Origin of the sequence: Myxococcus sp. CA040A, from assembly GCF_013336725.1 — a bacterium.
Lineage (GTDB): Bacteria > Myxococcota > Myxococcia > Myxococcales > Myxococcaceae > Myxococcus > Myxococcus llanfairpwllgwyngyllgogerychwyrndrobwllllantysiliogogogochensis.
Genome location: NZ_JABUMR010000004.1, coordinates 160,817 through 184,608 on the forward strand (window position 1 = coordinate 160,817; position 23,792 = coordinate 184,608).

20 protein-coding genes are annotated in these 23,792 nt (G+C 69.0%); 3 read left to right on the forward strand and 17 right to left on the reverse strand.

The genetic code is table 11. The features are described from left to right. Positions 1-10 precede the first annotated feature (10 nt). The 6 genes from HUA75_RS17805 to HUA75_RS17830 all read right to left on the reverse strand — a co-directional run bounded on the left by HUA75_RS17805 (position 11) and on the right by HUA75_RS17830 (position 7,973). Positions 11-1,330 carry a DnaJ domain-containing protein gene (locus HUA75_RS17805; protein ID WP_174487473.1) on the reverse strand — a complete coding sequence of 440 codons (1,320 nt, stop codon included), beginning with the start codon at positions 1,328-1,330 and terminating at the stop codon, positions 11-13. Positions 1,331-1,438: 108 nt separating this feature from the next. Continuing rightward, positions 1,439-2,668 (reverse strand): aspartate aminotransferase family protein, encoded by a 1,230-nt coding sequence (locus tag HUA75_RS17810; RefSeq protein ID WP_141646353.1) that lies wholly within the window; start codon positions 2,666-2,668, stop codon positions 1,439-1,441. Positions 2,669-2,725: 57 nt separating this feature from the next. Next, complete coding sequence (gene hslU / locus HUA75_RS17815; protein WP_174462359.1) at positions 2,726-4,132, reverse strand: ATP-dependent protease ATPase subunit HslU; 1,407 nt, start codon at positions 4,130-4,132, stop codon at positions 2,726-2,728. A gap of 9 nt (positions 4,133-4,141) precedes the next feature. Beyond that, entirely contained in the window at positions 4,142-4,669 is a 528-nt protein-coding gene (gene hslV / locus HUA75_RS17820) for an ATP-dependent protease subunit HslV (protein ID WP_141646352.1), read from the reverse strand. Positions 4,670-4,770: 101 nt separating this feature from the next. Beyond that, positions 4,771-5,673, reverse strand: a complete 903-nt coding sequence (locus HUA75_RS17825; protein WP_141646351.1) for a tyrosine recombinase XerC — start codon at positions 5,671-5,673, stop codon at positions 4,771-4,773. A gap of 59 nt (positions 5,674-5,732) precedes the next feature. Next, complete coding sequence (locus HUA75_RS17830; RefSeq protein ID WP_174487100.1) at positions 5,733-7,973, reverse strand: kinesin; 2,241 nt, start codon at positions 7,971-7,973, stop codon at positions 5,733-5,735. Positions 7,974-8,192: 219 nt separating this feature from the next. Here HUA75_RS17830 and HUA75_RS17835 point away from each other — a divergent pair, with 219 nt between their 5' ends. Continuing rightward, a complete protein-coding gene (locus tag HUA75_RS17835; RefSeq protein ID WP_174487101.1) occupies positions 8,193-8,498 on the forward strand; it encodes a hypothetical protein in 306 nt (101 codons plus the stop codon). A gap of 18 nt (positions 8,499-8,516) precedes the next feature. Here the strand turns inward: HUA75_RS17835 and HUA75_RS17840 are convergent, their stop codons facing one another. Continuing rightward, a complete protein-coding gene (locus tag HUA75_RS17840) occupies positions 8,517-10,184 on the reverse strand; it encodes a PD40 domain-containing protein (protein WP_174487102.1) in 1,668 nt (555 codons plus the stop codon). Beyond that, positions 10,181-11,557, reverse strand: coding sequence for a methylenetetrahydrofolate--tRNA-(uracil(54)-C(5))-methyltransferase (FADH(2)-oxidizing) TrmFO (trmFO, locus tag HUA75_RS17845; protein ID WP_174487103.1), 1,377 nt, complete (start codon positions 11,555-11,557; stop codon positions 10,181-10,183). Before trmFO ends, HUA75_RS17840 begins: the two co-directional genes overlap by 4 nt. A gap of 282 nt (positions 11,558-11,839) precedes the next feature. Between trmFO and HUA75_RS17850 the strand changes: the two genes are divergently transcribed. After that, positions 11,840-12,226: a TraR/DksA C4-type zinc finger protein gene (locus HUA75_RS17850; protein WP_141648807.1), complete on the forward strand. Its 387-nt coding sequence runs from the start codon at positions 11,840-11,842 to the stop codon at positions 12,224-12,226. A gap of 63 nt (positions 12,227-12,289) precedes the next feature. On the opposite strand, the gene HUA75_RS17855 is transcribed toward HUA75_RS17850, so the two are convergent. The 8 genes from HUA75_RS17855 to pgeF all read right to left on the reverse strand — a co-directional run bounded on the left by HUA75_RS17855 (position 12,290) and on the right by pgeF (position 21,061). After that, positions 12,290-12,874: a biopolymer transporter ExbD gene (locus HUA75_RS17855; RefSeq protein ID WP_246137815.1), complete on the reverse strand. Its 585-nt coding sequence runs from the start codon at positions 12,872-12,874 to the stop codon at positions 12,290-12,292. A gap of 3 nt (positions 12,875-12,877) precedes the next feature. After that, the gene (locus HUA75_RS17860) at positions 12,878-13,399 is read right to left on the reverse strand and encodes a biopolymer transporter ExbD (protein WP_141648808.1); all 522 of its coding nucleotides are present in this window, start codon (positions 13,397-13,399) and stop codon (positions 12,878-12,880) included. A gap of 19 nt (positions 13,400-13,418) precedes the next feature. Beyond that, on the reverse strand, positions 13,419-14,159 hold the full coding sequence (locus HUA75_RS17865) for a MotA/TolQ/ExbB proton channel family protein (protein ID WP_141648809.1): 741 nt from the start codon (positions 14,157-14,159) through the stop codon (positions 13,419-13,421). A 75-nt stretch (positions 14,160-14,234) separates the two neighbouring features. Beyond that, a complete protein-coding gene (gene topA, locus HUA75_RS17870; RefSeq protein WP_174487104.1) occupies positions 14,235-16,817 on the reverse strand; it encodes a type I DNA topoisomerase in 2,583 nt (860 codons plus the stop codon). 11 nt (positions 16,818-16,828) lie between these two features. Continuing rightward, positions 16,829-17,950 (reverse strand): DNA-processing protein DprA, encoded by a 1,122-nt coding sequence (locus HUA75_RS17875; protein ID WP_174455215.1) that lies wholly within the window; start codon positions 17,948-17,950, stop codon positions 16,829-16,831. Positions 17,951-18,085: 135 nt separating this feature from the next. Next, positions 18,086-19,306, reverse strand: coding sequence for a LysM peptidoglycan-binding domain-containing protein (locus HUA75_RS17880; protein WP_174455214.1), 1,221 nt, complete (start codon positions 19,304-19,306; stop codon positions 18,086-18,088). A 26-nt stretch (positions 19,307-19,332) separates the two neighbouring features. Beyond that, entirely contained in the window at positions 19,333-20,220 is an 888-nt protein-coding gene (locus tag HUA75_RS17885) for a tol-pal system YbgF family protein (RefSeq protein ID WP_141649130.1), read from the reverse strand. A 79-nt stretch (positions 20,221-20,299) separates the two neighbouring features. After that, complete coding sequence (pgeF, locus tag HUA75_RS17890) at positions 20,300-21,061, reverse strand: peptidoglycan editing factor PgeF (protein WP_174487105.1); 762 nt, start codon at positions 21,059-21,061, stop codon at positions 20,300-20,302. Positions 21,062-21,253: 192 nt separating this feature from the next. On the opposite strand from pgeF, the gene HUA75_RS17895 reads away from it, so the two are divergent. After that, positions 21,254-23,179, forward strand: a complete 1,926-nt coding sequence (locus tag HUA75_RS17895; RefSeq protein WP_174487106.1) for a diguanylate cyclase — start codon at positions 21,254-21,256, stop codon at positions 23,177-23,179. Between the two features lie 15 nt (positions 23,180-23,194). Here the strand turns inward: HUA75_RS17895 and HUA75_RS17900 are convergent, their stop codons facing one another. After that, positions 23,195-23,788, reverse strand: coding sequence for an SGNH/GDSL hydrolase family protein (locus tag HUA75_RS17900; RefSeq protein ID WP_174455211.1), 594 nt, complete (start codon positions 23,786-23,788; stop codon positions 23,195-23,197). Between the last annotated feature and the right edge of the window lie 4 nt (positions 23,789-23,792).

The following is a 23,792-nucleotide window of genomic DNA, read 5'->3' on the forward strand; positions in this document are numbered from 1 at the left end:
CGTGCTCATCCTAGAACGTCCAGCGCAGCTTCTTGAGCGCCGCCTTGGCCTCGGCATTGTCCGGATCCAACTTCGCTGCATCTTCGAAGACCCGCTTGGCCAGTTTCTTCGATCCCGCGTCGGCGAGCACCCGTCCCAGCAACAAATGGTGCTCGATTCGCCCTCCCTGAAGGTCCACGGCACGCTGTGCCAGGGAGCGAACCTCGCCCACGTCCTGGCCCTGCTGGAGTCCCAGTCTGGCCGCACGGAAGGCGGCCTCCGGGTTCTGCCCATCCAGGGAATACGCCAGCCGATAGGCCGCGAGCGCCCCCGCGATATCGCCGTGCTGCTCCAGTTCCCGCCCGCGCGCCAGCTCGATGGCCCCACGCTGTTCGTCGTGGCGGCGGCGCGCCTCCGTCAGCAGCGTCGTCACCTCGCGGTTCTTCGGGTCCAACGTCTGGACCTGGTGGAAGTCCTGGTAGGCCCGCTCCCAGTCGCCTCGGGCGATGGCCGCCTTGCCGCGCGCCACCAGCTCCGACAGCCGCACGTTGCGCGCCATGTACGGGTGCCGAGCGAGCCGCGCCTGCCGCTCCGCCCTGCGTGCCTCCGACTCCGCGTCCTGCACCGGAGGTGGCGTCGACGGGGCGGACGCCTGCAGCGGGGACGAGAGGCGCGCCGGACGCGGAGTGGGAGCGAAGGGCATCAGCTCCTGGGTGGGATCCATCACCGGCACGGGCGCGGGCGCGGGGGTCGCGGCGGCCACGGAAGCCGTCGCGAGCGCCGGGTGTGCCTTGAGGTACGCGTCCCGCTTGTCCTGCTGGGTGAGGATGTTGTGGGCGTCCGTGAGCCTCCGGAAGATGCGCTCCATGCGCGCGCGGAAGCTGCCCAGGTTCTTTCCGAAGTAGCGGTCCGGGTGATAGCGGCGGGACGCGTTGTAGTACGCCTGCTTCACCTCGGCGGCCGGAGCACCAGGGCGCAATCCGAGGACGGCGAAGTGATCCAACCCGTCCAGCGCACGCTCCAGGTCGATGATCTCCTTCTTCCGCTCCGGCTCCAGGTCCACTTCCTCGGCCAGCGCGGCGTCCACCGCGGGAGCGGGCTGGTTCTTCTGCACCACGCGCGCGGGGACGATGGCCCCCTTGGCCCGCAGGGCGAGCAGCACGGCGATGGTGCGTGCTTCACCCAGGGTAGAGCGTGACAACACCTGGTCGATGCGCTCCACCCTGCCGACAAGCGACAGGACGGACGCTTCCTCCGACGAGAGCTGGAGGCGAGCGAAGTCCAGATTGGGCACCGTGGCGATGTGGTCCGTCCGGGCCCCCAGGCCGACAATCGTATTTGGCGCGCTCACAGGACGGTCCACGAATGGGTTGCCGAAAGGTCGAGCCTAGGTTTGGGGGACGCGGGGCGTCAAACACCCAGTGCCCCCTCCCAGGCTCCATCCGGCGGAAAATCGGCCTCAGAGGGCCATCAGCACCCGCTCGATGATGGCGAGGCTCTGATCCAACTCCTCCCGGGTGACGGTGAACGGAGGGGCGAAACGGACCGTCCGCTCACCCGCCGCGTTGCCCAGCACCCCGGCCTCGCGCAGCTTGCCGAGCACCTGGGGCGCCTCCCGGTCCACTTCCAGGCCCACCAGCAGGCCCTGTCCTCGGACCTCGACGACGCGACCCGGGGGCAACTTGCCCTGGATTTCCCGCAGCCGGCCCAGGAAGTACGCACCCTTGGCCGTCACTTCGTCCAGGAAGCCCGGCTGGCGGATGACCTTGAGGGCGGCGTTGGCGGCGGCGGCGGCCACCAGGTTGCCGCCGAACGTCGAGCCGTGGCTGCCCGGCGACAGGCTCGCGCCCACGTCCTCGCGGCACAACATGGCGCCAATGGGCAGACCATTGCCCAGCGCCTTCGCCATGCTGATGGCGTCCGGCCGGATGCCCTCGCGCATGAAGCCGAAGGGGATGCCGGTGCGCCCCATGCCCGTCTGGATTTCGTCGACGAGGAGCAACAGGCCCTTCTCGTCGCACAGCGCGCGCAGCCCCTTGAGGAAGCCCTCGGGGGCCAGACGCACCCCACCCTCTCCCTGGATGGGCTCCACCAGGATGGCGGCGGTGGCCGGACCCACGGCGCGGCGGACCGCCTCCAGGTCACCGTACGGCACGTGGTGGAAGCCGGCCGGCAGCGGCTCGAAGCCCGCGTGGTACTTCGGCTGTCCCGTGGCCGTGACGGTGGCCAGGGTGCGGCCGTGGAAGCTGCGCTCGAAGGTGATGACCTCGTAGCGCTCCGGGGTGCCCCGGTCCTTCATCACCTTGCGGGCCAGCTTCAGCAGCGCCTCGTTGGCCTCCGCGCCGGAATTGCAGAAGAAGGCGCGCTCGAACCCACTCCACTCACACAGCTGCGCCGCCAAATCGATCTGCGGCTGCGAGTAGAACGCGTTCGACACGTGCCACAGCGAGTCCAGCTGCGCGTGCGCCGCCGCCACCAGGTCCGGATGACAGTGTCCGAGCGCGCACGTCGCCACGCCGCCGATGAGGTCCAGATACTCACGACCGTCCGCGTCCCACACGCGCGTACCCCGACCTTTGACCAGGACGATGGGCTGCTGCTTGTAGTTCTGCAGCAGGTGGCTCTTGGCCTTGGAGATGAGGGTGTCGTTGGAAGTCGAGGCGGCGGCGGAGGGCACGGGCTGCGGCAAGGGTGTCTACCTTCCTTCGTGGTGGGGGGAACGGCTGCGAGCGCGCCATATAGCGCGCTAGAGGATGTAGCGCGACAGGTCCTCATCCTGGACGATGGAACTCAGGCGCTCACGCACATAATTGCCGTCCACCTGGAAGTCGCGGGGCCCCAGCTCACTGGCGGAGAAGGACACTTCGTCGAGCAGTCGCTCCAGCACGGTGTGCAGGCGGCGAGCACCGATGTTCTGCGTGCGCTCGTTCGCCTGCTGGGCGATGCGCGCCAGCTCCGTCACCGCGTCGTCGGTGAAGGACAGGCGCACGCCCTCCGTGTGGAGGAGCGCGGTGTACTGGCGCAGGAGGGAGTTCTTCGGCTCGCGGAGGATGCGGATGAGGTCGTCACCGGAGAGCGCCTCCAGCTCCACGCGGATGGGGAAGCGCCCTTGCAGCTCGGGAATCAGGTCGCTGGGCTTGGAGACGTGGAACGCGCCCGCCGCGATGAAGAGCATGTGGTCCGTCTTCACCATGCCGTACTTGGTGTTGACGGTGGAGCCCTCGACGATGGGGAGGATGTCTCGCTGCACGCCCTCGCGCGAGACGTCCGGGCCGCTGCTGCCCTTGGCGCCCTCGCGGCTGGCGATCTTGTCGATTTCGTCGATGAAGACGATGCCGCTCGACTCGGCGCGCACCACGGCCTCGCGCTGCACGCGGTCCGGGTCCACCAGCTTCTGGGCCTCTTCCTGACGCAGCAGTTGGAGCGCCTCCGGCACGCGCACGCGACGTCGGCGCGTCTTGCTCATGCCCGGCATGTTCTTGAAGAGGTCCTGCAGGTTGACGCCAATCTCCTCCATGCCCTGGCCGGAGAAGCCGCGCATGAACGTCTGCCCGCTGTCGCTCGTCTCCACGTCCACGAACTGGTCATCGAGCGTTCCCGCGCGCAGTTGGGCGCGGAGCTTCTCCCGCTCGGTGTCTCCCAGGCGCTGCGGCGCGGGAGGAGGCGGCGGAGGCGGCGAGAAGCCGAAGGGCGGCGGCGGGGGCGGAGGAGGACGGGAGCCGCCACTGTGGAGCAGCTCCATCAGCCGGTCCTCGGCCAGCTCCTCGGCGCGGGGGCGGACCTTCTCCGTCTCCTCCTCGCGCACCAGGGAGATGGCGTTCTCGACGAGGTCGCGAATCATCGACTCCACGTCGCGGCCCACGTAGCCGACCTCGGTGAACTTGGAGGCCTCCACCTTCACGAAGGGCGCCTGCGCGAGCTTCGCCAGCCGGCGGGCAATCTCCGTCTTCCCCACGCCGGTGGGTCCAATCATGATGATGTTCTTCGGGTGGATTTCGTCGCGCAGGTCGTCATTGACCTGCTGACGGCGCCATCGGTTGCGCAGGGCGATGGCCACCGCGCGCTTGGCGGCGTTCTGCCCGACGATGTAACGGTCCAGCTCGCTCACCACCTCGCGAGGCGTGAAGGCGGACGGCTTTCGCGATTCGGCCACGGGGGGCTCCTAGAGCTCTTCGAGGGAGATGTTGGCGTTGGTGTAGATGTCGATTTCGCCGGCGATGGAGAGCGACTCCCGCGCCACGTCCCGCGCGGGCATCTGCGTGTGCGCCATGAGCGCGCGCGCGGCGGCGAGCGCGTACGGGCCGCCGCTGCCCACCGCGGCGATGCCGTAGTCCGGCTCAATCACGTCACCCGCCCCGGAGAGGATGAACGTCTTGTCCTTGTCCGCGACGACGAGCAGCGCCTCCAGCCGACGAAGGAATCTGTCGGTGCGCCAGTCCTTGCCCAGCTCCACGCAGGCGCGCGCCATGTTCTTCTGGTGCTCCTTGAGCTTGCCCTCGAAGCGCTCGAAGAGGGTGAAGGCATCGGCGGTGCTGCCCGCGAAGCCGGCGAGCACCTGGCCCTCGCCCAGCTTGCGAACCTTCTTCGCCGTGTTCTTCATCACCGTCTTGTCGAGGGAGACCTGCCCGTCGCTGGCGATGGCGACCTTCCCGTCACGCCGCACACAGAGGATGGTGGTTCCGTGGAACATGGAGCGGGTTTAACAAGCCGCGCCCCGCGTTTCCAAGGAACACCGCCTGCCTGTCCGCTCCCGCACCGTTTCCTCGCGCCAGGGAGCGGAGAGGCGCACCCTCACGCCCGGGGATGGGCCGCGTCGTAGACCTGCTGGAGCTGCTCCCAGCTCACGTGGGTATACCGCTGCGTGGTGGACAGACTCGCGTGGCCCAGCAGCTCCTGGATGCTGCGGATGTCCGCGCCCCCTCCGAGCAGGTGCGTGGCGAAGGAGTGACGCAGCGCGTGTGGACTCACCTTGCGCGCCAGCGCGCACTTCAGCACGTGCGCGTCCAGGTGTCGGCGGATGCTCCGAGGCGTCAGCCGTCCCCCACGGAAGTTGAGGAAGATGGCCTCTGGAGCCTGGCTGGGTTTCGGCTCCGCCAGCAGCTCCCCGCGCCGGGCGAGGTATGCCTCCAGCGAGCGGATGGCCTGCGCGTTGACGGGGACGAGGCGCTCCTTGCTGCCCTTGCCCATGACCCGGACGATGCGCCCGCTCCGGTCCACGGCGAGCAGGTCCAAGTCACACAGCTCGCTGATGCGCAACCCGCCACCGTAGAGCAGCTCCAGGATGGCCTTGTCGCGCAGCCCGAGCACCGTCTTCAAGTCATGCACGTCCAGCAGCGCGAAGACCTCCTCCACCGGCAGAACCTTGGGCAGCGCCTTGGGCAGCTTGGGGCTCTTCACCAGCTTCGCGGGGCTCGCGGGCAGGAGCTTCTGCCGCACCAGGTACTTGTAGAAGGACTTGATGGACGCGAGCCGACGGGCGCGGCTCGCGGGGGCATGGTCCACGCTCAGCGTGCCCAGGTAGCCGCGAATGGCGGCGTGGGAGCCGGCCAGGAGCGAGAGCTTCATCCGCTCGACGAGGTAGCGCTCGTAGTCCACCAGGTCGACCAGGTAGTTGCGCACCGTGTGCGGTGACGACCCCTTCTCGTCCTCCAGGTGGACGCGGAACTTCTCCAGCAGCGGCGAGAGGGTCGTCATGGCGAGGCCAGCGTAGGGGGCCCGGAGAGGCTCGCAAGATTCCGGGCCCCGCGAAACCCCTACTTCGTCGGCACGGCGGGGGCAACGACTGGAACCACGGGCGTCGGCGCGGGCAGCAGCGCGACACACGTGGCGTCTGACAGCCACGCCTTCTCACACATCCACGTGAGGATGGGGTTGCGCACCTGCCAGAGCAGCACGAAGAAGATGAGCGCCCCGAGCCCGAACCGAGCCCAACCGGACAGCCCCTCCGTCTCGCCATCCTCGTCCTGCTGGGCGAGCATCGCCGGGCGGACCATGTCCCGTCGGTCCACGCGTGCTCCCCGGGGCAGCCTGGGACGCCGGGTCACGAGCGTGGACAGTCCATGCGTCAACATGAGGCGGTCATTGAGCGCCCAGCCGGAGCCCTCCAGGAGCAGCGCCAGATTGCGGCGCCGCAGCTTCAGCCAGCCGAGCAGGCCCGCGGGCGCCATGACGACGATGGCGATGAGGGACGCCGCGGTGATGACGTCCACCATCGTCAACGACTTCACCTGCGTGACGATGAACGCGAAGGACGAGCCCAACGCCGCCGCCGCGATGCTGCCCGCCGCGATGACTCCCGCGAGCCCACCGGGAGATGGGGCCGGAGCCGCCGCCGGAGCCGCGACGGGAGCGGGCGCCGCCGCCACGGTCTGCGAATACCCCTGCTCCAGCGTGGCGTCGAAGGTCTTCTCCCCCGCCGACGCGAGCCCTTCAATCTTGCCGGTGATGAACGAGGCCATGCGAGTGAAGGGCATGGTCATCGACTCCCACAGCGACACGGGCTGGCGGACGACATGCGTCACCGTGGCGTCGTGCTCCTGGCCATCCACGTCGTAGAAGACGCCGCGCTTGCCCACGACCAAGTCCGTGCTCCGACCGCGAGTGACGGGCACCGCCACCTCGTAGCCGGGCGTGCCGTCCTTGGGCGCCACCAGCACGTAGAGGATGCACGTGGTGCCCTGGCTCGTGAGCGCCGCGTGCTCCGCGCGGTTCTTCGCGAGCACCGACAGCGTGTACTTGCGTCCGCCGAGGATGAGCGTCCCCTTCTCCATCAGCGCGGGCGCCTTGGGGAGATAGAGGTTGGGCATGCTGATGAAGTTGTTGGCGAACACCAGCAGCCAGCGCTGGTAGAGCACCAGTCGCTCCAGCTCGACGATGGCGGCCAGCGTGGGCGCCAGCGCGAGGTCCGCCTGGCTGGCCGCGTCGATGGCGTCCAGGTCCGTGAGCGACACGGTGGGCAGCGAGTCGGCCAGCTTGTGCACCGGGTTCGCCTCGCGCTGGGTGAACCATGCGAGCACGGCGTCCGCCTTCGCCACCAGCTCGCGCCACGCCGTGTCCGACAGGCGCTCCGAGTCTCCCGTCACCGGCGCGGCGACGTCGCGACGGAACGACTGCAGTTGCTCATAGGAGGGACCGCGCAAGAGCCGCGCCCACTCCAGCACGCCCGAGGCTTCCGGCACCGCGATGGGCAGATCCCCCGCCGCCTTGCCCAGCGCGGCCGAGTCACCCAGCGAGCTCTCCACCCGCTCCGCGCGCAGCCTCAAGTTGGCCGCGGCCTCCGGCTGCACCGCCACCAGGCGGCACTGGAGGAAGTAGGTGTCCAGCAGCGGCGCCACCTCGCGGATGCGTCGCGCGCGCGACTCGCTCTCTTCGCCCCATACGAAGACGTCGCCACGCTTGCCCAGATGGGCCAGCAGCGCCTCGCGAGCCTCGCGGAAGCGCTGCAGCATCGGCCGATCCACGCCCGCCTCGCCCGAGCGGTTCTTCAACTCGGGGAAGGACGCCATGACGTCCTTCGCGAGCGGGCGCAGGGACTCCGGCAGGCGCTCCGGGGCGATGATGCCATCACCGTTCTGCCCCGACTTGCGCAGCTCCAGGTCGCTCGCTCGCACCTGGCCGAGCGAGATGCGCCCCATGTCTGGCGCGCCCACCGAGCGCAGAATCATCTCCGCCGCGGTCCGCAGCGAGGCCGCGTCCGAGGACAGCGCGTTCAAGTCCAGCACATCACTGTTCGCGTCCGCGCCGCGCCGGTCCTTCAAGTGCTTCGCGGCCCAGGCCACCGCGGCGCGCACCTCCGCCACGCGGACGCGCGCATTGCCGTCCGTGTCCAGGAACTTGAGGAAGGCCGGGTCGCAGCTCAGTCCCTCCAACGGACACGCCGTGGCGATCCACTGCGTCTCGGGAATGCGCGAGGCCTCCACGAGCACATCGAAGGAAGGAATGTCGACCTGGAGCGAGCCGCCATAGCGGCGATAGGTGAGCGGAGTCGAAGTCATACAGGCGGCGGACCTAAGCACACCCGACGTCACCTCGCACGGCTCCGAAGCAGCGTCTCTTCATGAGGCCAGCCGCTCGGCTGTCACGTCGGACCGGGTGTCCCATCACCCGGACGACGGCTCGTTCCAAGCCACCGGAACGACGTGCGCCTGCGAGTGGCGAGCCCCCTGCAATCGACGCGGCGGCACACCTGGCCTCGCACGAAAGAAAGGCAGCCCATGCACGCCGCCGCCGAATACGACGACCGCTTCCACCTGAGCCGCAAGCGCTACTACCAGTTGCTCGTGCTCTCCACCCTCTGGTTCACGGTGAACGACACGCCGCTGCTACCCATCGGCCTGCTCTTCGCGCTGCGCTTCGTGGGAGCCAACTACGAGACGACGTTCTTCCACTCCCTGCGCACGGGTCGAAAGGTCGCCCTCGTCTGCCTGGGAATGGCCCTGTTCTCCCTGGTCCTCTTCGGCCCCCATGCGGGCTTCAGCGTCGGGCCCGGAGGCGTGAGCTTCCAACTCACGCTCCGGTGAACCCCACGCGACGCGCGACTACGGGAGGGCCGACACGCTGTAGACGCCGGCCTTCGGCCCCTGGGAGATGATGTACACGGCGCGCGAGCCATCCTTGCCGCCGAAGTACACTGGCACCTGGACGCCCTGGTCCAACGGCTTTCGCGCCTGCGTCTTCGCGTCGTACACGGCGATGTCGTACGTGTCCGAGTCCATCCGCGCCGACGTCGCCAGCACGCGCTGACCATCCGCGGAGAGCTTGTAGCTGAAGATGCCCTGGAGCCACGTCCGCGGGTCCGCCTTCTGGGGCAGCTCGAGCGCCTTGAAGTCACACGCGCGTCCGTTGCGGATGCAGTTGGCGCGGAACACCACCTGCCCGTTGCCCGGCATGAAGCCGTAGCCGAAGACGCCCCGGTGCACCTTCTCCGCCTTCTCCGCGCCCAGGGGATAGAGCATCAGGTCCACGGAGTACTCCGGCTTGAGGAAGCGCGAGAGGAAGGCCACGTAGCGCGCGTCCGAGCCCCAGACGAAGTTGGGCACACGATCTCCCACCCGCTTCGGCGCGCCATCCGGCAGCGAGGCCACGGCCATCAAGCCCGCGCGCGCCGTCACGTCGTACCTGTCCAGGAAGCCCACGGCCTGCGAGTCCGGGGAGAAGGAGAAGATCTCCACGCGCTCGCCCACCTTGCGGCCCGGCCCGCCGGAGGCGGGGCCCACGTACAAGTCACCCGGCACGTCCGGCTTGCCGTTCTCCGAGCGCGCCAGCCACTTGCCATCCGGAGAGAAACCGAAGGCCTGCGCCGCCACGGCCAGCCGCTTCGGCTTCTGCGCCGGCAGCTCCGCCAGGTACAAGTCGTAGAGCCCGCGCACGGACTCACTGCGCACCTGGAAGGCCACGCGCTGACCATCCGGAGACACGGCGTAGTCACCCACCTGGTCCGCGAGCTTGCGCGGCGCCTCCTCGGGCTTCTCCACCGACACCGCCGCGAGGCCCCCCGCCGCGGACAGCCGCCGCTTGAGCAGCAGCGTCTTGCTGTCGGAGGTGAACTGCGCGGTGCTCACCTCGGCCGCCACGTCGACGAACGGCCCCGAGGGCAGCGGGCCCAGCTTCAGCTTGCCGCCGTCCACGAAGGCCAGCTTCGTCCCGTCCGGCGACGGCAGCATGTAGCTGACCGCCGTGCCCAGCACCGTCGGCTCCGCCTTCGCGTCATCCAGCACCGCCACGTTGAGCGAGCCGGACTGCGAGGCCGGGTTGTAGCCGGTGAGGTACAGCGCGTGCTTCGAGTCCGCCGAGAACAGCAGCCCGCCCGGCACGTTCGTCACGCTGTCGCCCAGCTTGCGCGGCTCGCCCCCCTCCACGGCCACCACGAACAGCTCCCCGAGCAACATCTGCGGAGGCACGCCGTCCAGCCGGGGCTTCTGCCCATTCAACAGGTAGGTGGCGAAGCGTCCGTCCGACGTCAGCCGCAGGTCCGCCGCGCGGCCCGCCGCCAGCAGCAGGCCCTGCCCTGCTCCAGCGGGCGCGCCACGTCCGGAGCTGCTCGGCGCGGGCGCGCGACTCGGAGCCGCGGAGTCACCCGAGGCCGTCGCGGCGGGAGCATTCCCCTTCGCCCCGCTGTCCTCACCCTTCTTGCACCCCGTGCCCGCCACCATGAGCGAGGCCATCAGGCCCGCGCCCAGAAGTCGTCCCAGCCTCGGCCGCATCATGCGCTCCTCTGCTCCTCAAGCTCCGGGGTGCCCGACGAGGGGACACCCGCGTGCGGCAGCCACGCCGCCAGGTCCTGCTTCGCGCGGGCCGAGTACGCCGCCCGCTTGTCCGCCTTCTTCATCCGCCCGGTCAGCGGCGGGAAGAGGCCATAGATGATGTTGGAGGGCTGATGCGGGTAGTCCGGCGGGTGCGCTTCGCCCGTCACATGACGGAACAGCGAGCCCAGCGCCGTCGTCGCCGGGGGGGGCACCCACTCCTTCCCACTCAGGCGCGCGTGCAGCGCCAGCGCCACCAGGTAGCCACACGCCGCGCTCTCCACGTACCCCTCCACGCCGGACACCTGCCCCGCGAAGAACACCCGGGGCTCGGTCTTCAGGGACAAGTCAGCCGACAGCAGCCGGGGCGAGTCGATGAAGGTGTTGCGGTGGATCTGCCCCATCCGGAGGAACTCCGCGTTCTGGAGGCCGGGGATGCAGGAGACGAAGATGCGCTTCTGCTCGCCCCACGTCAGGCGCGTCTGGAAGCCCACCATGTTCCAGGACGTGCCGGCGCGGTCCTCCATGCGCAACTGCACCACCGCGTGCGGCTCCTGGCCCGTGCGAGGGTCCCGGAGTCCCACCGGCTTCATCGGCCCGTAGGCCAGGGTGTCGTCGCCGCGTTCCGCCATGACCTCGATGGGCAGACAGCCTTCGAAGTATTTCGGTTCCTCGAAACTGTGCGGCACCACCTTCTGCCCCGCCTTCAACTCCGCGATGAAGCGGTAGTACTCCTCGCGGTTCATCGGCAGGTTCAGGTAGTCGTCGCCGCCGCCCTTGCCGTAGCGACTCTGTCGGAAGGCCACCGTCAGGTCGATGGAGTCTCCGGAGAGGATGGGGGCGATGGAGTCGTAGAAATAGAGCTTCTGCCCCACGTGCCGCTCCAGCTCACGAGTGAGGGCATCCGAGGTCAGCGGCCCGGTGGCCACGACGACGGGGCCCTCCTCTGGCAGCGTCTCCACCTCGCCGGCCACCAGCTCCACGCCCGCCTGGCGCAGCAGCGACTCGGTGATGGCCTTGGAGAAGCCCTCGCGCTCCACCGCCAGCGCGTCTCCGGCGGGTACCCGGTGGGCATCCGCGCTGCCCAGAATCAGAGAGCCCAGCGAGCGCAGCTCCGCGTGCAGCAGGCCAATGGCGCTCTCCGGGTTGTCCGAGCGCAGCGAGTTGCTGCACACCAGCTCCGCGAGCTGATCCGACTTGTGCGCCGGAGAACGCTTGTGGGGCTTCATTTCGCGCAGCACCACCGGCACGCCCCGGCGGGCGAGCTGGTATGCGCACTCCGTACCGGCCAGGCCGCCGCCAATCACCGTCACCCGCTGCTGCTTCACGTCCGCCATCCTGTTCCTCCCGGGAGCGCCGAGCGCCAGCCCGTCAGCGAACAGTTAGCAGGACTGGCACGCCCTGTCCCACTCGCGAAGCCATGGGCGTCAACCCGGCGTCTTGTCCAGGGCCCCATGTCCGGCCGCCTGCCCCCCGAGCCACCTTCGCCCCCGGTTGGAAGGCGCGGTTTCCCCACCTGGGTTGCACCCCTACGTTTCTCGCGTTCATCGCTCGAGGCAGCGTTCTTCCGAGCGAGCGCACAACGCACTCGAAGACAGCAACACGGAAACGAGGCCACCATGAGCCGAGCCCAAGATTTGCTGAAGGTTCGCGAGATTCTTCAGCGCCGCAGGCGGGAAATCCTCACCACCAGCAGCGGCACGCACCGCGAGCTGACCGCGCTCAAGGAGCAGGAGCGGGATCCCGAGTACGAGGAGAACGCCCAGTCGGAGCTGGCGGACTACACCCTGTCCAGCCTGATGGAGGCCCAGCGCCGCGAGGTCATGCTCATCGACGCCGCGTTGCTGCGCATGGACACGGGCGTCTTCGGCGAGTGCGTGGACTGCGGCCAGGAGATCTCCATGGACCGCCTGGAAGCCCTGCCCTTCGCCATCCGCTGCGCGGAGGACGCCGAGCAGCACGAGCAGGACACTCGCGGCGGGCACTACGCGACGCCGTCGCTGTAGCCCCGCGCCGGTGACGTGACAGGCGGGCGCTCCCTGGTTCCGCCGGGGAGCGCCGCTCGTTCTTCAGTCGCCCTCTTTCTTGAGGACGACGAAGCGGTAGTTCTCCAGCTCGTTCTGCCCCGCCGTGTAGAGCACGCTGAGGAGCAGGTCGTAGGGGACCTTGCGGTCCGCGATGACCGACAGCTCCTTGCTGAAGGGCGCCCGCGGGTTGCGCTCGGCGATGTACTTCAGCTTCTCCACTTCCTTCTTGAACCGGGCGTCGAGCGGGAGCACCAACCGGCCCTGGAGGGCCTCGGCGGGGAGCTGACCGTTTTGCAGCCGCAGCACCTCCCGCTCCCCCACCAGCAGGCTCTTGGCGGTGATGGTGACGGCGATGGTGTCCTGCGGCGTGGCGCGCGTGGTGGAGATGGGCGGCCGGACGTCCTCGGAGGCCGTCACCGCCGCGGAGGACGACGCGAAGGACTTGAGCAGGAACACCAGGAGGATGGTCATCATGTCCATCATCGCGGTGATGTTCAGCTCCTTGATTTCCCCCGCCGCGTCGCGCTCCTTGCGCTTCTTGCGAGACAGCGCCCGGCGGAAGCGCAGCCGCGCCAGGGCCTCCTCGTCGACGGCATCAGGCGCGTGCGACATGGGTTCGGAGGACATGGCTCAGGTCCCCGCCAGGGTGACATCGGGGAACAGCAACCGGCGCTGGGGACCCTGCTCCTCGCGCAGCGCATCCATCGTCTGGATGAGCACGTCGTAGGGCACATCCGCGTCCGCGCCGACGATGACCTTCGTCTCCTTGGGAAACTCGGTCTTGATCTTCACCATCCACGCGTTGAGCGCGGCGTAGTCGTAGACGCCGTCGGCGGTCGTCGGCACCGTGGGCGCGCCGCCTTCTCCGAGGATGGCGTTCTCACTGCTGACGAAGTGGCCCTTGCGGGAGATGAGCACGGACAGCGTGAGCTTCGGCTCGTCGCTCGGCGACTCTGGCGTCATCGCCGTGGACGGCGCGCCGTAGCCCGGCGCGCTCACGTTGAGGATGCCGAACGAGGTCAGCCCCGTAATCGACAGCAGCATGAAGATGATGAGGTTCATGAGGATGTCGAGGTACGGGACGACGTTCAGCTCGCCCGACTCTTCTTCCTCGCGGACCTTCAGCTTGCGGCGGGAGTAGTGGAACGCCATGGCGCGCGCTCGCCCCGCCCTACGACGCGCGGGCTTCGAGCTCCGTGGCCGCCGGGTCCACGCTGCCGCGACGCGACAGGAGGTTCTCCAGCTTCAGCGCGTTGAGCTCCAGGCTCTCCACCATGCTCTTCGCGTACGACGTGAGGAACAGGTGGAAGATGATGCAGACCACCGCGATGGAGAGCGCGAAGGCGGTGTTGTTCATCGCCTTGGAGATGCCGTCCGACAACAGCCGCTGCTTCTGGTCCGCCGGCACGTCGCCCAGCGCCTGGAAGGTGCCGATGAGGCCGAAGATGGTGCCAACCAGGCCCACCAGCGTGGCGATGTTCGCCAGGGACCACAGCCAGGGGATGCGCTTGGACACATGCGGGCTGTGCTCGATGAGGGCCTCTTCCACCGCCTTGGCCACCTCGATTTCACCCCGGTTCGCGTGCACCAGCCCCGCGCGGATGACCTTGGCCAGGGGCGCGGTCGGCGCCATGCCGCACACCTTCACCGCGCGGTCCAGGTTGCCGCCGCGCACCAGCTTGGAGATCTGCTCCATGAAGGGCGCCGGGTTCAGGTTGTAGCGGAACACCAGCGTGACGATGCGCTCCAACGCCACCGCCAGCGCGCACGCCAGCCAGAACAGGTTCACGAACATGAACGGACCGCCATCCTTGAAGAACTTGATGACGGAGTCCGTGACGCCGAGCTTTCCGGCGTCCGCGGCCGCGAGGCTCGCGTTGACCAGCAGCTCGCTGACCACCGAGGAAATCATTGGTCGGGTTGTAGGGCGGGCCCGCCGAAGCTGTCAAGCCACGGACGGGCCAGCCCCCTGTAAACACTTGGGTTTTCAGGCCGCCGACGAAGTTCCCGGGTCCGTGGGGACGCCCGACTGCTCAGCGACCTCCCGCCGGTAACCGCACTCCTTGTTCGGGCAGGCGACGTACGCGCCGTCCCGCTTGGAGTACTTCTGGAGGAGATACGGCGACGCGCAATCCGGGCACGCCTCCGCCAGGGGCCGGTCCCACGCGGCGAAGCGGCAGTCCGGGTAGCGGTTGCAGCCGAAGAAGATCTTCCCGCGGCCACTGCGGCGCTCGGTCAGGTAGCCCTGCTTGCACTCCGGGCAACCCACGCCGATGGAGATGGGCTTGGACGTCTTGCAGTCCGGGTAGCCCGAGCACGCCATGAAGCGCCCGAAGCGGCCGCGCTTGATGACCATGGGCTTGCCGCACTTCTCGCATAGCTCGTCCGTCGTCTCTTCCTCGACGATGACGATCTTCCCCTCGGCATCCCGCTTGAAGTCCTTGGTGTTCTTGCAGTCGGGGTAGTTCGAACAGGCGAGGAAGTGCCCCATCTTTCCGAACTTGATGACGAAGTGGTTGCTGCACTTCTCACAGGCGATGTCGGTCTTGATCTCCTCGCGCTTGACGTCGCGCATCTCCGCCTTCGCCTTCTCGAGCGTGTCCTTGAAGGGCCCGTAGAAGTCGCGCAGCACCGACACCCACTTCGCTTCGCCCTCGGAGATCTGGTCGAGCTTCTCCTCCATCGTCGCGGTGAAGGTGACGTCCAGCTCGTGGGGGAAGTGTTTGACGAGCATCTCGTTCGTCATCTGCCCCAGGTCCGTGGGCCGGAAGCGGCCCTCCAGCTTCTCCACGTACTTCTTGTCCTGGATGGTGGAGAGGATGGCCGCGTAGGTGGACGGGCGGCCAATGCCCTTCTCTTCCAGCTCCTTCACCAGCGTGGCCTCGCTGAAGCGCGGGGGCGGCTGGGTGAAGTGCTGCTCGTGCAGGAGCTTCTGCAGGCCGAGCTTGTCGTTGTCGTTGAGCAGCGGCAGGTCGCCCACGGCGTCGGCGCCATCCGCGCCCTCTTCGCCCGCGGCCTTGGCCTTCTCCTTCTCCGACTCCTCTTCCGGCGTCAGGCCCGCGCCGTACACCGCGAGGTAGCCGGGGAACTTCAGCGTGCTGCCGGAGGCGCGGAACGTGGCCCGGCCCGCGGCGATGTCCGCGCTCGTCTGGTCATACACGGCGGGCTTCATCTGGCACGCCACGAAGCGGTTGTAGATGAGCTCGTAGAGCCGGAACATGTCCTGCTCGTCCATCGCGTCGAAGAAGGGCCGCACGCGCTCCGGCGGGTACTCCAGCGACGTGGGGCGGATGGCCTCGTGGGCGTCCTGCGCGCTCTTCCTGGACTTGTAGACCACCGGCTCTTCCGGCAGGTACTCCGCGCCGTACTTGGAGCCGATCATCTCCCGCACCTGCTTCACGGCGTCGTCCGACAGACGCGTGGAGTCCGTGCGCATATACGTGATGAGCGCCGTCTGGCCTTCCTCGCCGAGGGGCACGCCCTCGTAGAGCTTCTGCGCCAGCGTCATCGTCTTCTTCGCGGTGAAGGACAGTCGGTTGGCCGCCTCCTGCTGGAGCTTGGAGGTGATGAAGGGCGCGGGCGCGTTGCGGCGCCGCTCGCGGCGGTCCACCTTGGCCACGGAGAACGCGGCGTCCTTCAGCTCGTTGACCAGGCCCTCGGTGATGGCGCGGTCCTTCAGCTCCACCTTCTTGCCATCCACCTTGGACAGCTTGGCCTTGAACGGCGGCGGGCCGGTGGGGCCTTCCAGGAGCGCGTCGAGCGTCCAGTACTCCTCGGGGACGAAGGCCTTGATCTCCGCCTCGCGCTCCACGATGAGGCGCACCGCGACGGACTGCACGCGTCCGGCGGACAGGCCCCGGCGGATCTTCTGCCAGAGCAGCGGCGAGATTTGATAGCCCACCAGGCGGTCCAGGATGCGACGCGTCTGCTGCGAGTCGTAGTTGTCCTGGTTCAGCTCACGCGGCTGGGCGATGGCTTCCTGGATGGCCTTCTTGGTGATTTCGTTGAAGGTCACCCGCATCGCGTCCGGATGCGCCAGCTCTTCCTTGATGTGCCACGCAATGGCCTCGCCCTCGCGGTCGGGGTCCGTGGCCAGGAAGACCTTGTCGGCGGACTTCGCCATCTTCTTCAGCTCGTTGAGCACCTTCTCCTTGCCCTTGATGACCTCGTACTCGGGCTGGAAGTCGTGCTCCACGTCGACGCCAATCTTGCTCTTGGGCAGGTCCTTCACGTGCCCCACGGACGCCTTCACCGTGTAGCCGGAGCCCAGGTACTTCTTGATGGTCTTCGCCTTGGCGGGCGACTCCACGACGACCAGGTAGTGCGGCCCCTTGCCGCGCGGCGTGGCCTCTTCCTCGGCGTCCGCGTCCACGGCGGGCAGCGAGTCGTCGTCACCCTTCTTGGTGGTACGTCGGCGGGCCGCGGTCTTCTTGGCCGCGGCCTTCTTGGCCGCGGGCTTCTTCTTGGCCGCAGTCTTCTTCTTGGCGGCCGTGCGACCGGTCGCCTCGCGGGGCGCCTTCTCCTCGGTCGCCTCGGTCTCTTCCGCCTTCTTCTTCGTCCGCGTGGCCATGACTCTCCTACCTAGATCTTCTCGTACAGCCTGCCCGGGTGCTGGACGACCAGCCCCGTCATCTCCAGCTCCACCAGCGCGCTGACGAGCGCCGCGGGTGTGAGGGTGCTCCCGGTCAGCACCTCATCGAACGTCCGGGGAATCCGGTCCAACACCGCATAGGCGCCCCGCGCTTCCGCGGAGAGCCCTTCCCACGAATCAGCCTTTCCCGGCGCCACCATCCACCCAGGGTCAACACCCACCGCCCGCCAGACGTCCTTCGCATCCAGGCACGCACTCGCGTGCCCTTCCCGCAGCAGGGCGTTGCAGCCTGCCGCATCCGCCTGACGTACATCCCCCGGCATCGCCAGCACCGGCCGTCCCTGCGCCCGCCCCGCCTTCGCCGTGTGCAAACTGCCCGACTCCGCCCCCGCCCTCATCACCAGGACCGCATCCGATGCGCCGGAGATGAGCCGGTTGCGCCGGGGGAACGTGGAGGTGCTTGCCCGCACCCCAGGCGGCAGCTCGCTGAAGAACACCCCGCCCCTCTCCAAGAAGTGAGGAAGCAGGCGGGCTTGCGCCGGGTCCAACGCATCCAGCGCCGACCCCAGAAAAGCCCACGTCTCCGCGCCCACGTCCAGTGCACCCCAGTGGCACGCCCGGTCCACGCCCGCCGCCGCACCCGACACCACCCCCACCCCACCCTCGGCCACCTGACGGGCGAAGGCACGGGCAAAAGGCAGGAAACCCTGATCCGGATGTCGGCTGCCCACCATGGCCACCCGCCTGCGCGGCGGCCCGGGCTGGCCCCGGTGGAACAGCAGGGGCGGCGCGTCCTCCACCTGCTTGAGACGCTCCGGATAGGTCCGCTGTTCGGCGAACGCCACCCGCATGCCTCCTGCGTGACACGCCTCCTGCAACCGCTCCGCGACGACGGGGAGCCGCTCCAGGGTCGCCAGCCGACGACGAACTTGTGGGGAAACCGGCGCTTCGGACACCCAGTCTCCTACCGGAGTCGCGGCCAGGGGAGCGAGACGACCGTCGGCGAATGCGCGCAAGGCGGCCAGCGTCCTCGGCCCCAGGCCGGGAACGGCCCAGAGCGCCAGGCATGCCTGCTGTTCCGCCGTGAGGCTGTCCGTCTCAGCGTCCGCCATACCCAACCCCCCTCCATTCCCACCTATATAGAAGATGGGTCCGCAGGGAGGGGCGCGACACATAAACACCGGACCGCCACCGGTCAAGCACTCAACCCCTCCTGGACGGGAGGGGATGCACTTTTCCTGCCGGAATCAGCGGCTGGCGGTGGGGGCGGGGCTGACGCGCATGTACGCGCGGTCGCCGGTGTTGATCTCCTCGGTGGAGCGCATCATCAGGCAGTTGTTGGTGCGCTCCTTCACCTCGGTGACCATGCACGTGCCGATGTTCTCCCACGGCAGCGCCTTGTCGGACGCGGGCGGCGGGGGGAGCTCCGGCTTGCCCAGCACCTGCCGGGACGGGTCGCCCTGGCGGAGGATGAGGAAGGTGTTGCCCAGCTGGACGCCATCGGCGCTGCCCTTGTCCAGCACCACGGTGTTGTGCTCGCCGAGCAGCGACAGGTACGGCACCAGCGCCGTCACGACGGTGGCGTTGAGCTCCTTCGTGTTGGGCCGGGGGGCGACGCGCTCGCTGAGCTTCTCGCCGTAGGGGCCCACCAGGTCGCCACGCTCGATGCCGTCCCAGGTGTCGACGATCTGCGCGGTGACGACGCCCTTGTCCACGCGCACCACGCGCAGCGTGCCCACGAAGTCCGTCAGGAAGCCCAGCTCCTTGCCCGAGCGCGGGTGCTTCACTTTCTGCGTGGTGTGGAAGACGACGTAGCGGTCACCGACCTTGGCGTCGGCCTTGCGCTTGAAGCGCACGTAGACGTTGTCCGGGAAGGCCAGCATCAGCGCGCCGTTCGGGGAGCCCTCGATGCGGCCCGCCTCCTCCAGCTCGCGCGCGGTGACGAAACCCTGCGTCGTCACCGGCCGCGACGAGGACACGTCGTAGCCAATCTTGCCCGACACCGAGACCATGTCCCCGCCGGACAGCTCCGTGGGGGCGGCCACGTCGACGGTGTCGTCGCCGGTCTCCACGCGCTGGGGCACTTCCTCGCCCCCGCCGAAGAAGCTCACCTGGTTGCCCGGGTAGATCCAATGCGGGTTGGCGATCTCCGGGTTGTAGGACCAGACCTTCGGCCAGTACCAGGGGCTGCCCAGGTAGCGCGAGGACAGGTCCCACAGCGTGTCACCGGACTCGACGGTGTGGACCACGCCGGGGGCGCTGTCACGGCCCTTGGCCGCGCCGGGCGGCAGCGTCACGTTGGTGCCGGAGGGGCGCTCGGGCGCCTCGTCCATGACCTCCGCGCCTTCCGTCTCACCGCCGGCCTCGGTGTCCTCCGGGTCGCTGCCCTCCTGCTGCTGCGCGAATGCGCTCCAGGCGGGGGCGACGGCGAGGCTCAACATCAGCGAGGTGAGGATCCGGGTGCGCATCGCACGACATCCTTTCGAAGAAGACTTCACTGCGGGAGGGCGGCGAGCCGCTGCTCCGCCTGCGTGGCGGCGGCCGTCCCCGGAAACTGGGTGACGACGCGCGTGTAGAGAGCCCGGGCATCCGCGGCCTGGTTGAGCCGCATCCGGCACTCGGCGAGCCGGAGCATGCCGTCCAGCATGGCGTCCCCGGCGGGATAGGTGGCGATCAGCCGCTCGAACGACTTCGCGGCGTCCTTGAACTCGTTGAGCCCCATCTGCCCCAGCCCGCTGAAGTACAGCGCGTTGTCCGCGCGCGGGTGGCGGGGGTTCTCCTCGGAGAAGCGGCGCAGGCGCTGCACGCCCCCCTCCACGTTGCCGGTGCGCAGGAGCGACACCGACTTCTCGTAGTCGGCCTCGAGGACATCCGGGTCCGGCTGGTCCGCGGGGTCATCCTCCCGCGTGGTCACCATGGTGGCCCCACCCGTCGACGCCAGGGTGGTGCCACCCGAGGCGGACCCAGGCGTGCCGTCCGGCACCGAGCTGATGAACATCTCCACCTGCTCGGACTCGGGCTCCACCACCGCCACCTGCGTGGACAGCTTGGGCGCGGGCTCGAAGCGCGGCTTGAGCTTCACCACCGCCAGGTCCGGGGTCGACGTCAGCGCCCCACCCTGCTCCGGCGCGGTGACTCGCACGGGAACCGTGGAGGACTGCTTCGCCGCGGGGGCACCAGGGGCCCGCGCGCGGTCGACGGCGGCATGGGCCTCCAGGCGCTCCAGCCGGTCCACCAGGCGCGTCTGCGACTCGCGCAGCGTGCGCAGCTCCGCCTGCAGCGCCGCGACCTCCGCCTGGGAGGCGGCGGTGGTGGCACAAGCACACAGCGCGCACAGCGGCGCTGCGGCGAGCAAGCGGAAGATGGCGGAGCGCTCGAGCACGGGCCTCGACGGATGAAAGTCCCTCCGAGGATAGGAAGGCACGTCGGAGAGCGTCAAGAAAACGGCCGGCGCTCCCCGCCTAGAACCTGTTTACCACCAGGTTGAGGTGGCGTCCGGTACGCCCCGCGTCACGCCGGTGGGAGAAGAACCGCGAGGGCTCGCACGCGGTACAGGCCTGTAGCACGTCCACATGGGCCGACCTCAGCCCCGCACCCAGCAACGTCAGCCGCACCGCCCGTGACAGGTCCAACCGGATGCGCCCGCCCTCCTCGGCCACGACTTCCGAGCCGAAGCGCGTCGTGAAGCGCTGCCCCAGCTCCGCCGAGACTTCGTAGCAACAGCGCTGAATCGCGGGCCCCACCGCCGCCAGCAGTCGCTCTGGCCGAGCCCCTCGCGCCACCAGCGCCTCCACCGCGCGAGCGCTGATATCCGCGTCCGTCCCACGCCACCCCGAGTGCACCGCCGCCACACGCCGTCCGTCCGGGTCCACCAGCAACACCGGTACGCAGTCCGCCGTGCCCACGGCCACCCACGTTTCGGGCACTTCGGTCCAAAGCCCGTCCGCCTCGCCCTCGGGAGGCCGCAGCGTGTCGCCCCCCTCCTCCACCCGGACCTCCAGCACCCGGTCCCCGTGCACCTGGGAGACACGCGACAGCGCGCCCAGCGGAGCACCGGCCGCCGTGGCCAGCCTGCGCAGGTTCTCCTCCACCTTCGCCCGGTCATCTCCCGTGGAGAACCCCAGGTTGAGCGAGGCGAAGGGCCCCTCGGACACACCGCCCGCGCGAGTCGCGAAGCCGTGCGGAACGGGAAGCAACGAGGACGTGAGCAACTCGGTCGCCATGAGGTGGCCCTTCTAACCGTCACGCCCATCCCGACGCACGCGGACGTCGACGTGCGCCAACCGGATGCGCCAACGGAATGATAAAATTCCCATGCAAGTACGTTTGACAGTCCGCGTCAGCCCATTGACAATTCCGCGGACTCTTCGTGAAACGAGTTGAATCCTTTCGAACGAAGTGACGCGAACGCGCGCATGCCCCTGGGTCCCGACACCGTAGGCCGGAAGCTCCTCTGGAGCATCGCTCTGCCGGGGTTGGTGGTGGCGTTGCTGGGCGTGGGCCACTTCTGGCGCGAGGCGCGGGTGGCGGTGCAGGACGCCACGCAGGTGGAGTCGCTCGCACTCGCGGAGTTCGTCGCCTCGACATTCATGTTGCCGCAGGGGCCCGGTGCGCCCGCGCATGGCGCGGTGGCGGAGGTGCTCCACTCGGACACGCGGTTGTTCCGCTCGGTGGCGGACGTGCGTGTGCTGACGCCGGACGGACGCGTGCGCTGGTCTCGCGAGCCGTCCGAGGTCGGCTCGGTGCATCCGGAGGCCTCGCGGCTCACCCGCCCCGGGCCGGAGACGGCGCGCTCGGCGGACGATGTCACGGAGGTGGTGCGGCCCCTGGGCGGTCCGGAGTGCGGGAGCTGTCACTCGCGCGGGGAGGTTCCGGGCGCCAGTGTCCTGCAGATGCGGATGACGGAGCCCGCGCTGCATCAGCAACTGACGAAGGTGTTCGGTGGCGCGCTGGGGTCCATGGCGGTGTTCGCCATCCTGCTCGCGCTCGTCATCGCGCTGTCGCTGCACTTCAACCTCACGCGTCCGCTGCGTCGGCTGAGCGCGGCCATGGGGCGCGCGGAGGCGGGAGATCTGCTGGTGCGCGCGGACGTGCGCGGCACGGATGAAATCGCGCGCCTGGGCGCCGCCTTCAACCAGATGCTGGCGCGGCTCACCGCGATGAAGGCGGAGGAGATCGACACCCACCGCGACCTGGAGCTGGTGAAGGAGAAGCTCGCGCTCAAGGACGAGTTGGAAGACCGGCTTCGCGAGCTGTCGCTGCTGTTCGACGTGACGCGCTCCCTCAACGCCACGCTGGAGCTGGACGAACTGCTGGAGGCCGTCACCCGGCTGGTGGTGGAGCGGCTCCAGATTCCGGAGTTCTCCATCATGCTCGTCAGCCCGGAGGGCGCGCTGGAGGTGAAGCAGGCGTGGCCGGAGGGCCGTAGCTCGGAGGGGCTCACCTTCTCGGTGGGCGAAGGCGCCTGCGGCCGCGCGGCCCAGACGCACAAGGCGGTGTACCTGCCGGACGTCGCGGACCACTCCAGCATCTTCGCGCGGCGCGGACTGGTGACGGACGCCATGCTCACCGGCGCGCTGCTCGCGGTGCCCATGGTGCACGCTGGCACGCTCATGGGCGTGGTGAACTTCCAGCGTCCGCTCATCGCCAGCTTCTCGGCGGGGGAAATCGAGCTGCTCACCGCGGTGGCGGACATCGCGGCGGCCGCCGTGAAGAACGCCCAACTGCACGCGGAGACGGTGAAGCTCACCATGACGGACCCGCTGACGGGGGTGCCCAACCGGCGTCACCTCTTCCAGCGCATGGAGCTGGAGCTGGCGCGAGCGCAGCGCTTCGGCACGTCACTGGCGCTGCTCATGGTGGACGTGGACCACTTCAAGCGCCTCAACGACCTGGCCGGCCACCGGGCGGGTGACGAGACGCTCCGCCGCGTCTGCGACATCCTCCGCTCGCGCGTGCGCAAGGTGGACACGCTGGCGCGCTATGGCGGCGAGGAGTTCGTCATTCTCCTCCCCCAGGCCACCAAGCAGGACGCGGTGGATGTGGCGGAGAAGCTGCGTCGCGCGGTGGCGGAGACCGTCGTGCTCAACCAGCCGGGCCTCCCGGGCGGCCACGTCACCGTGTCCGTGGGCGTGTCCCATTTCCCCAGCGACGCCAACACGCAAGAGGGACTCGTCGACAGCGCGGACGCGGCCCTCTATTGCAGCAAGCGCACGGGTCGCAACCGCACGACGCCGTTCGAGATGGGCATGGAGATCCACCCCGGTCGCGAGCGAGGCCCCCACGCGCCTCCGACCGAGCCGACCGCCAGCGCTCCTCCCGGCGGCGTGGCCAAGGCGTAGCGCGGCCCCGCTGCCTCAGCGGGACACGAGCGTGCGCACCGTGGGCAACATCAGGTCCGCCCACTCCTCGTAGCCTTCCTCGGAGGGGTGGAAGCCATCCCCGGAGAAGAAGTGCGGCGAGCGGGGAAACATCTCCCGACTCGCCGAATACATGTCCACCAGGTGCAGCCCCTCCGTGCGCGCCACCTGGGCGATGGCGGCGTTGAAGGGCTCGATGCGTCCTTCGTAGAGGGCACTGGGCACCAGCTTCGCGACGGGCGCCATCGCCATGTCCGCGATGTTCACCAGCACCAGGGGGGCACCCGTCTGCTTCAGACGCCGGGCGATGCGCTCCAACTCCTCCTGGAAGTCCTCCACCGCCGTGCCGCGCCAGAGGTCATTGGTCCCCACCCCCAGCGTCACCAGCGTGGGTTGCGCGGCCACCGTGGCCTTGAGCTGCCCGGTGAAGACATCGCGGACGCGCGCCCCGCTGACGCCCAGATTGGTGAGCCCCACTGACAGCCCCTCTCGGCGCAGTCGTGAGGCGAGGCGCTCGGGATAGCCCCCGCCGCGCGGCGCGCCCACGCCCACCGCGGTGCTGTCTCCGAGCGCGACGTAGTTGACGCTCATGTCC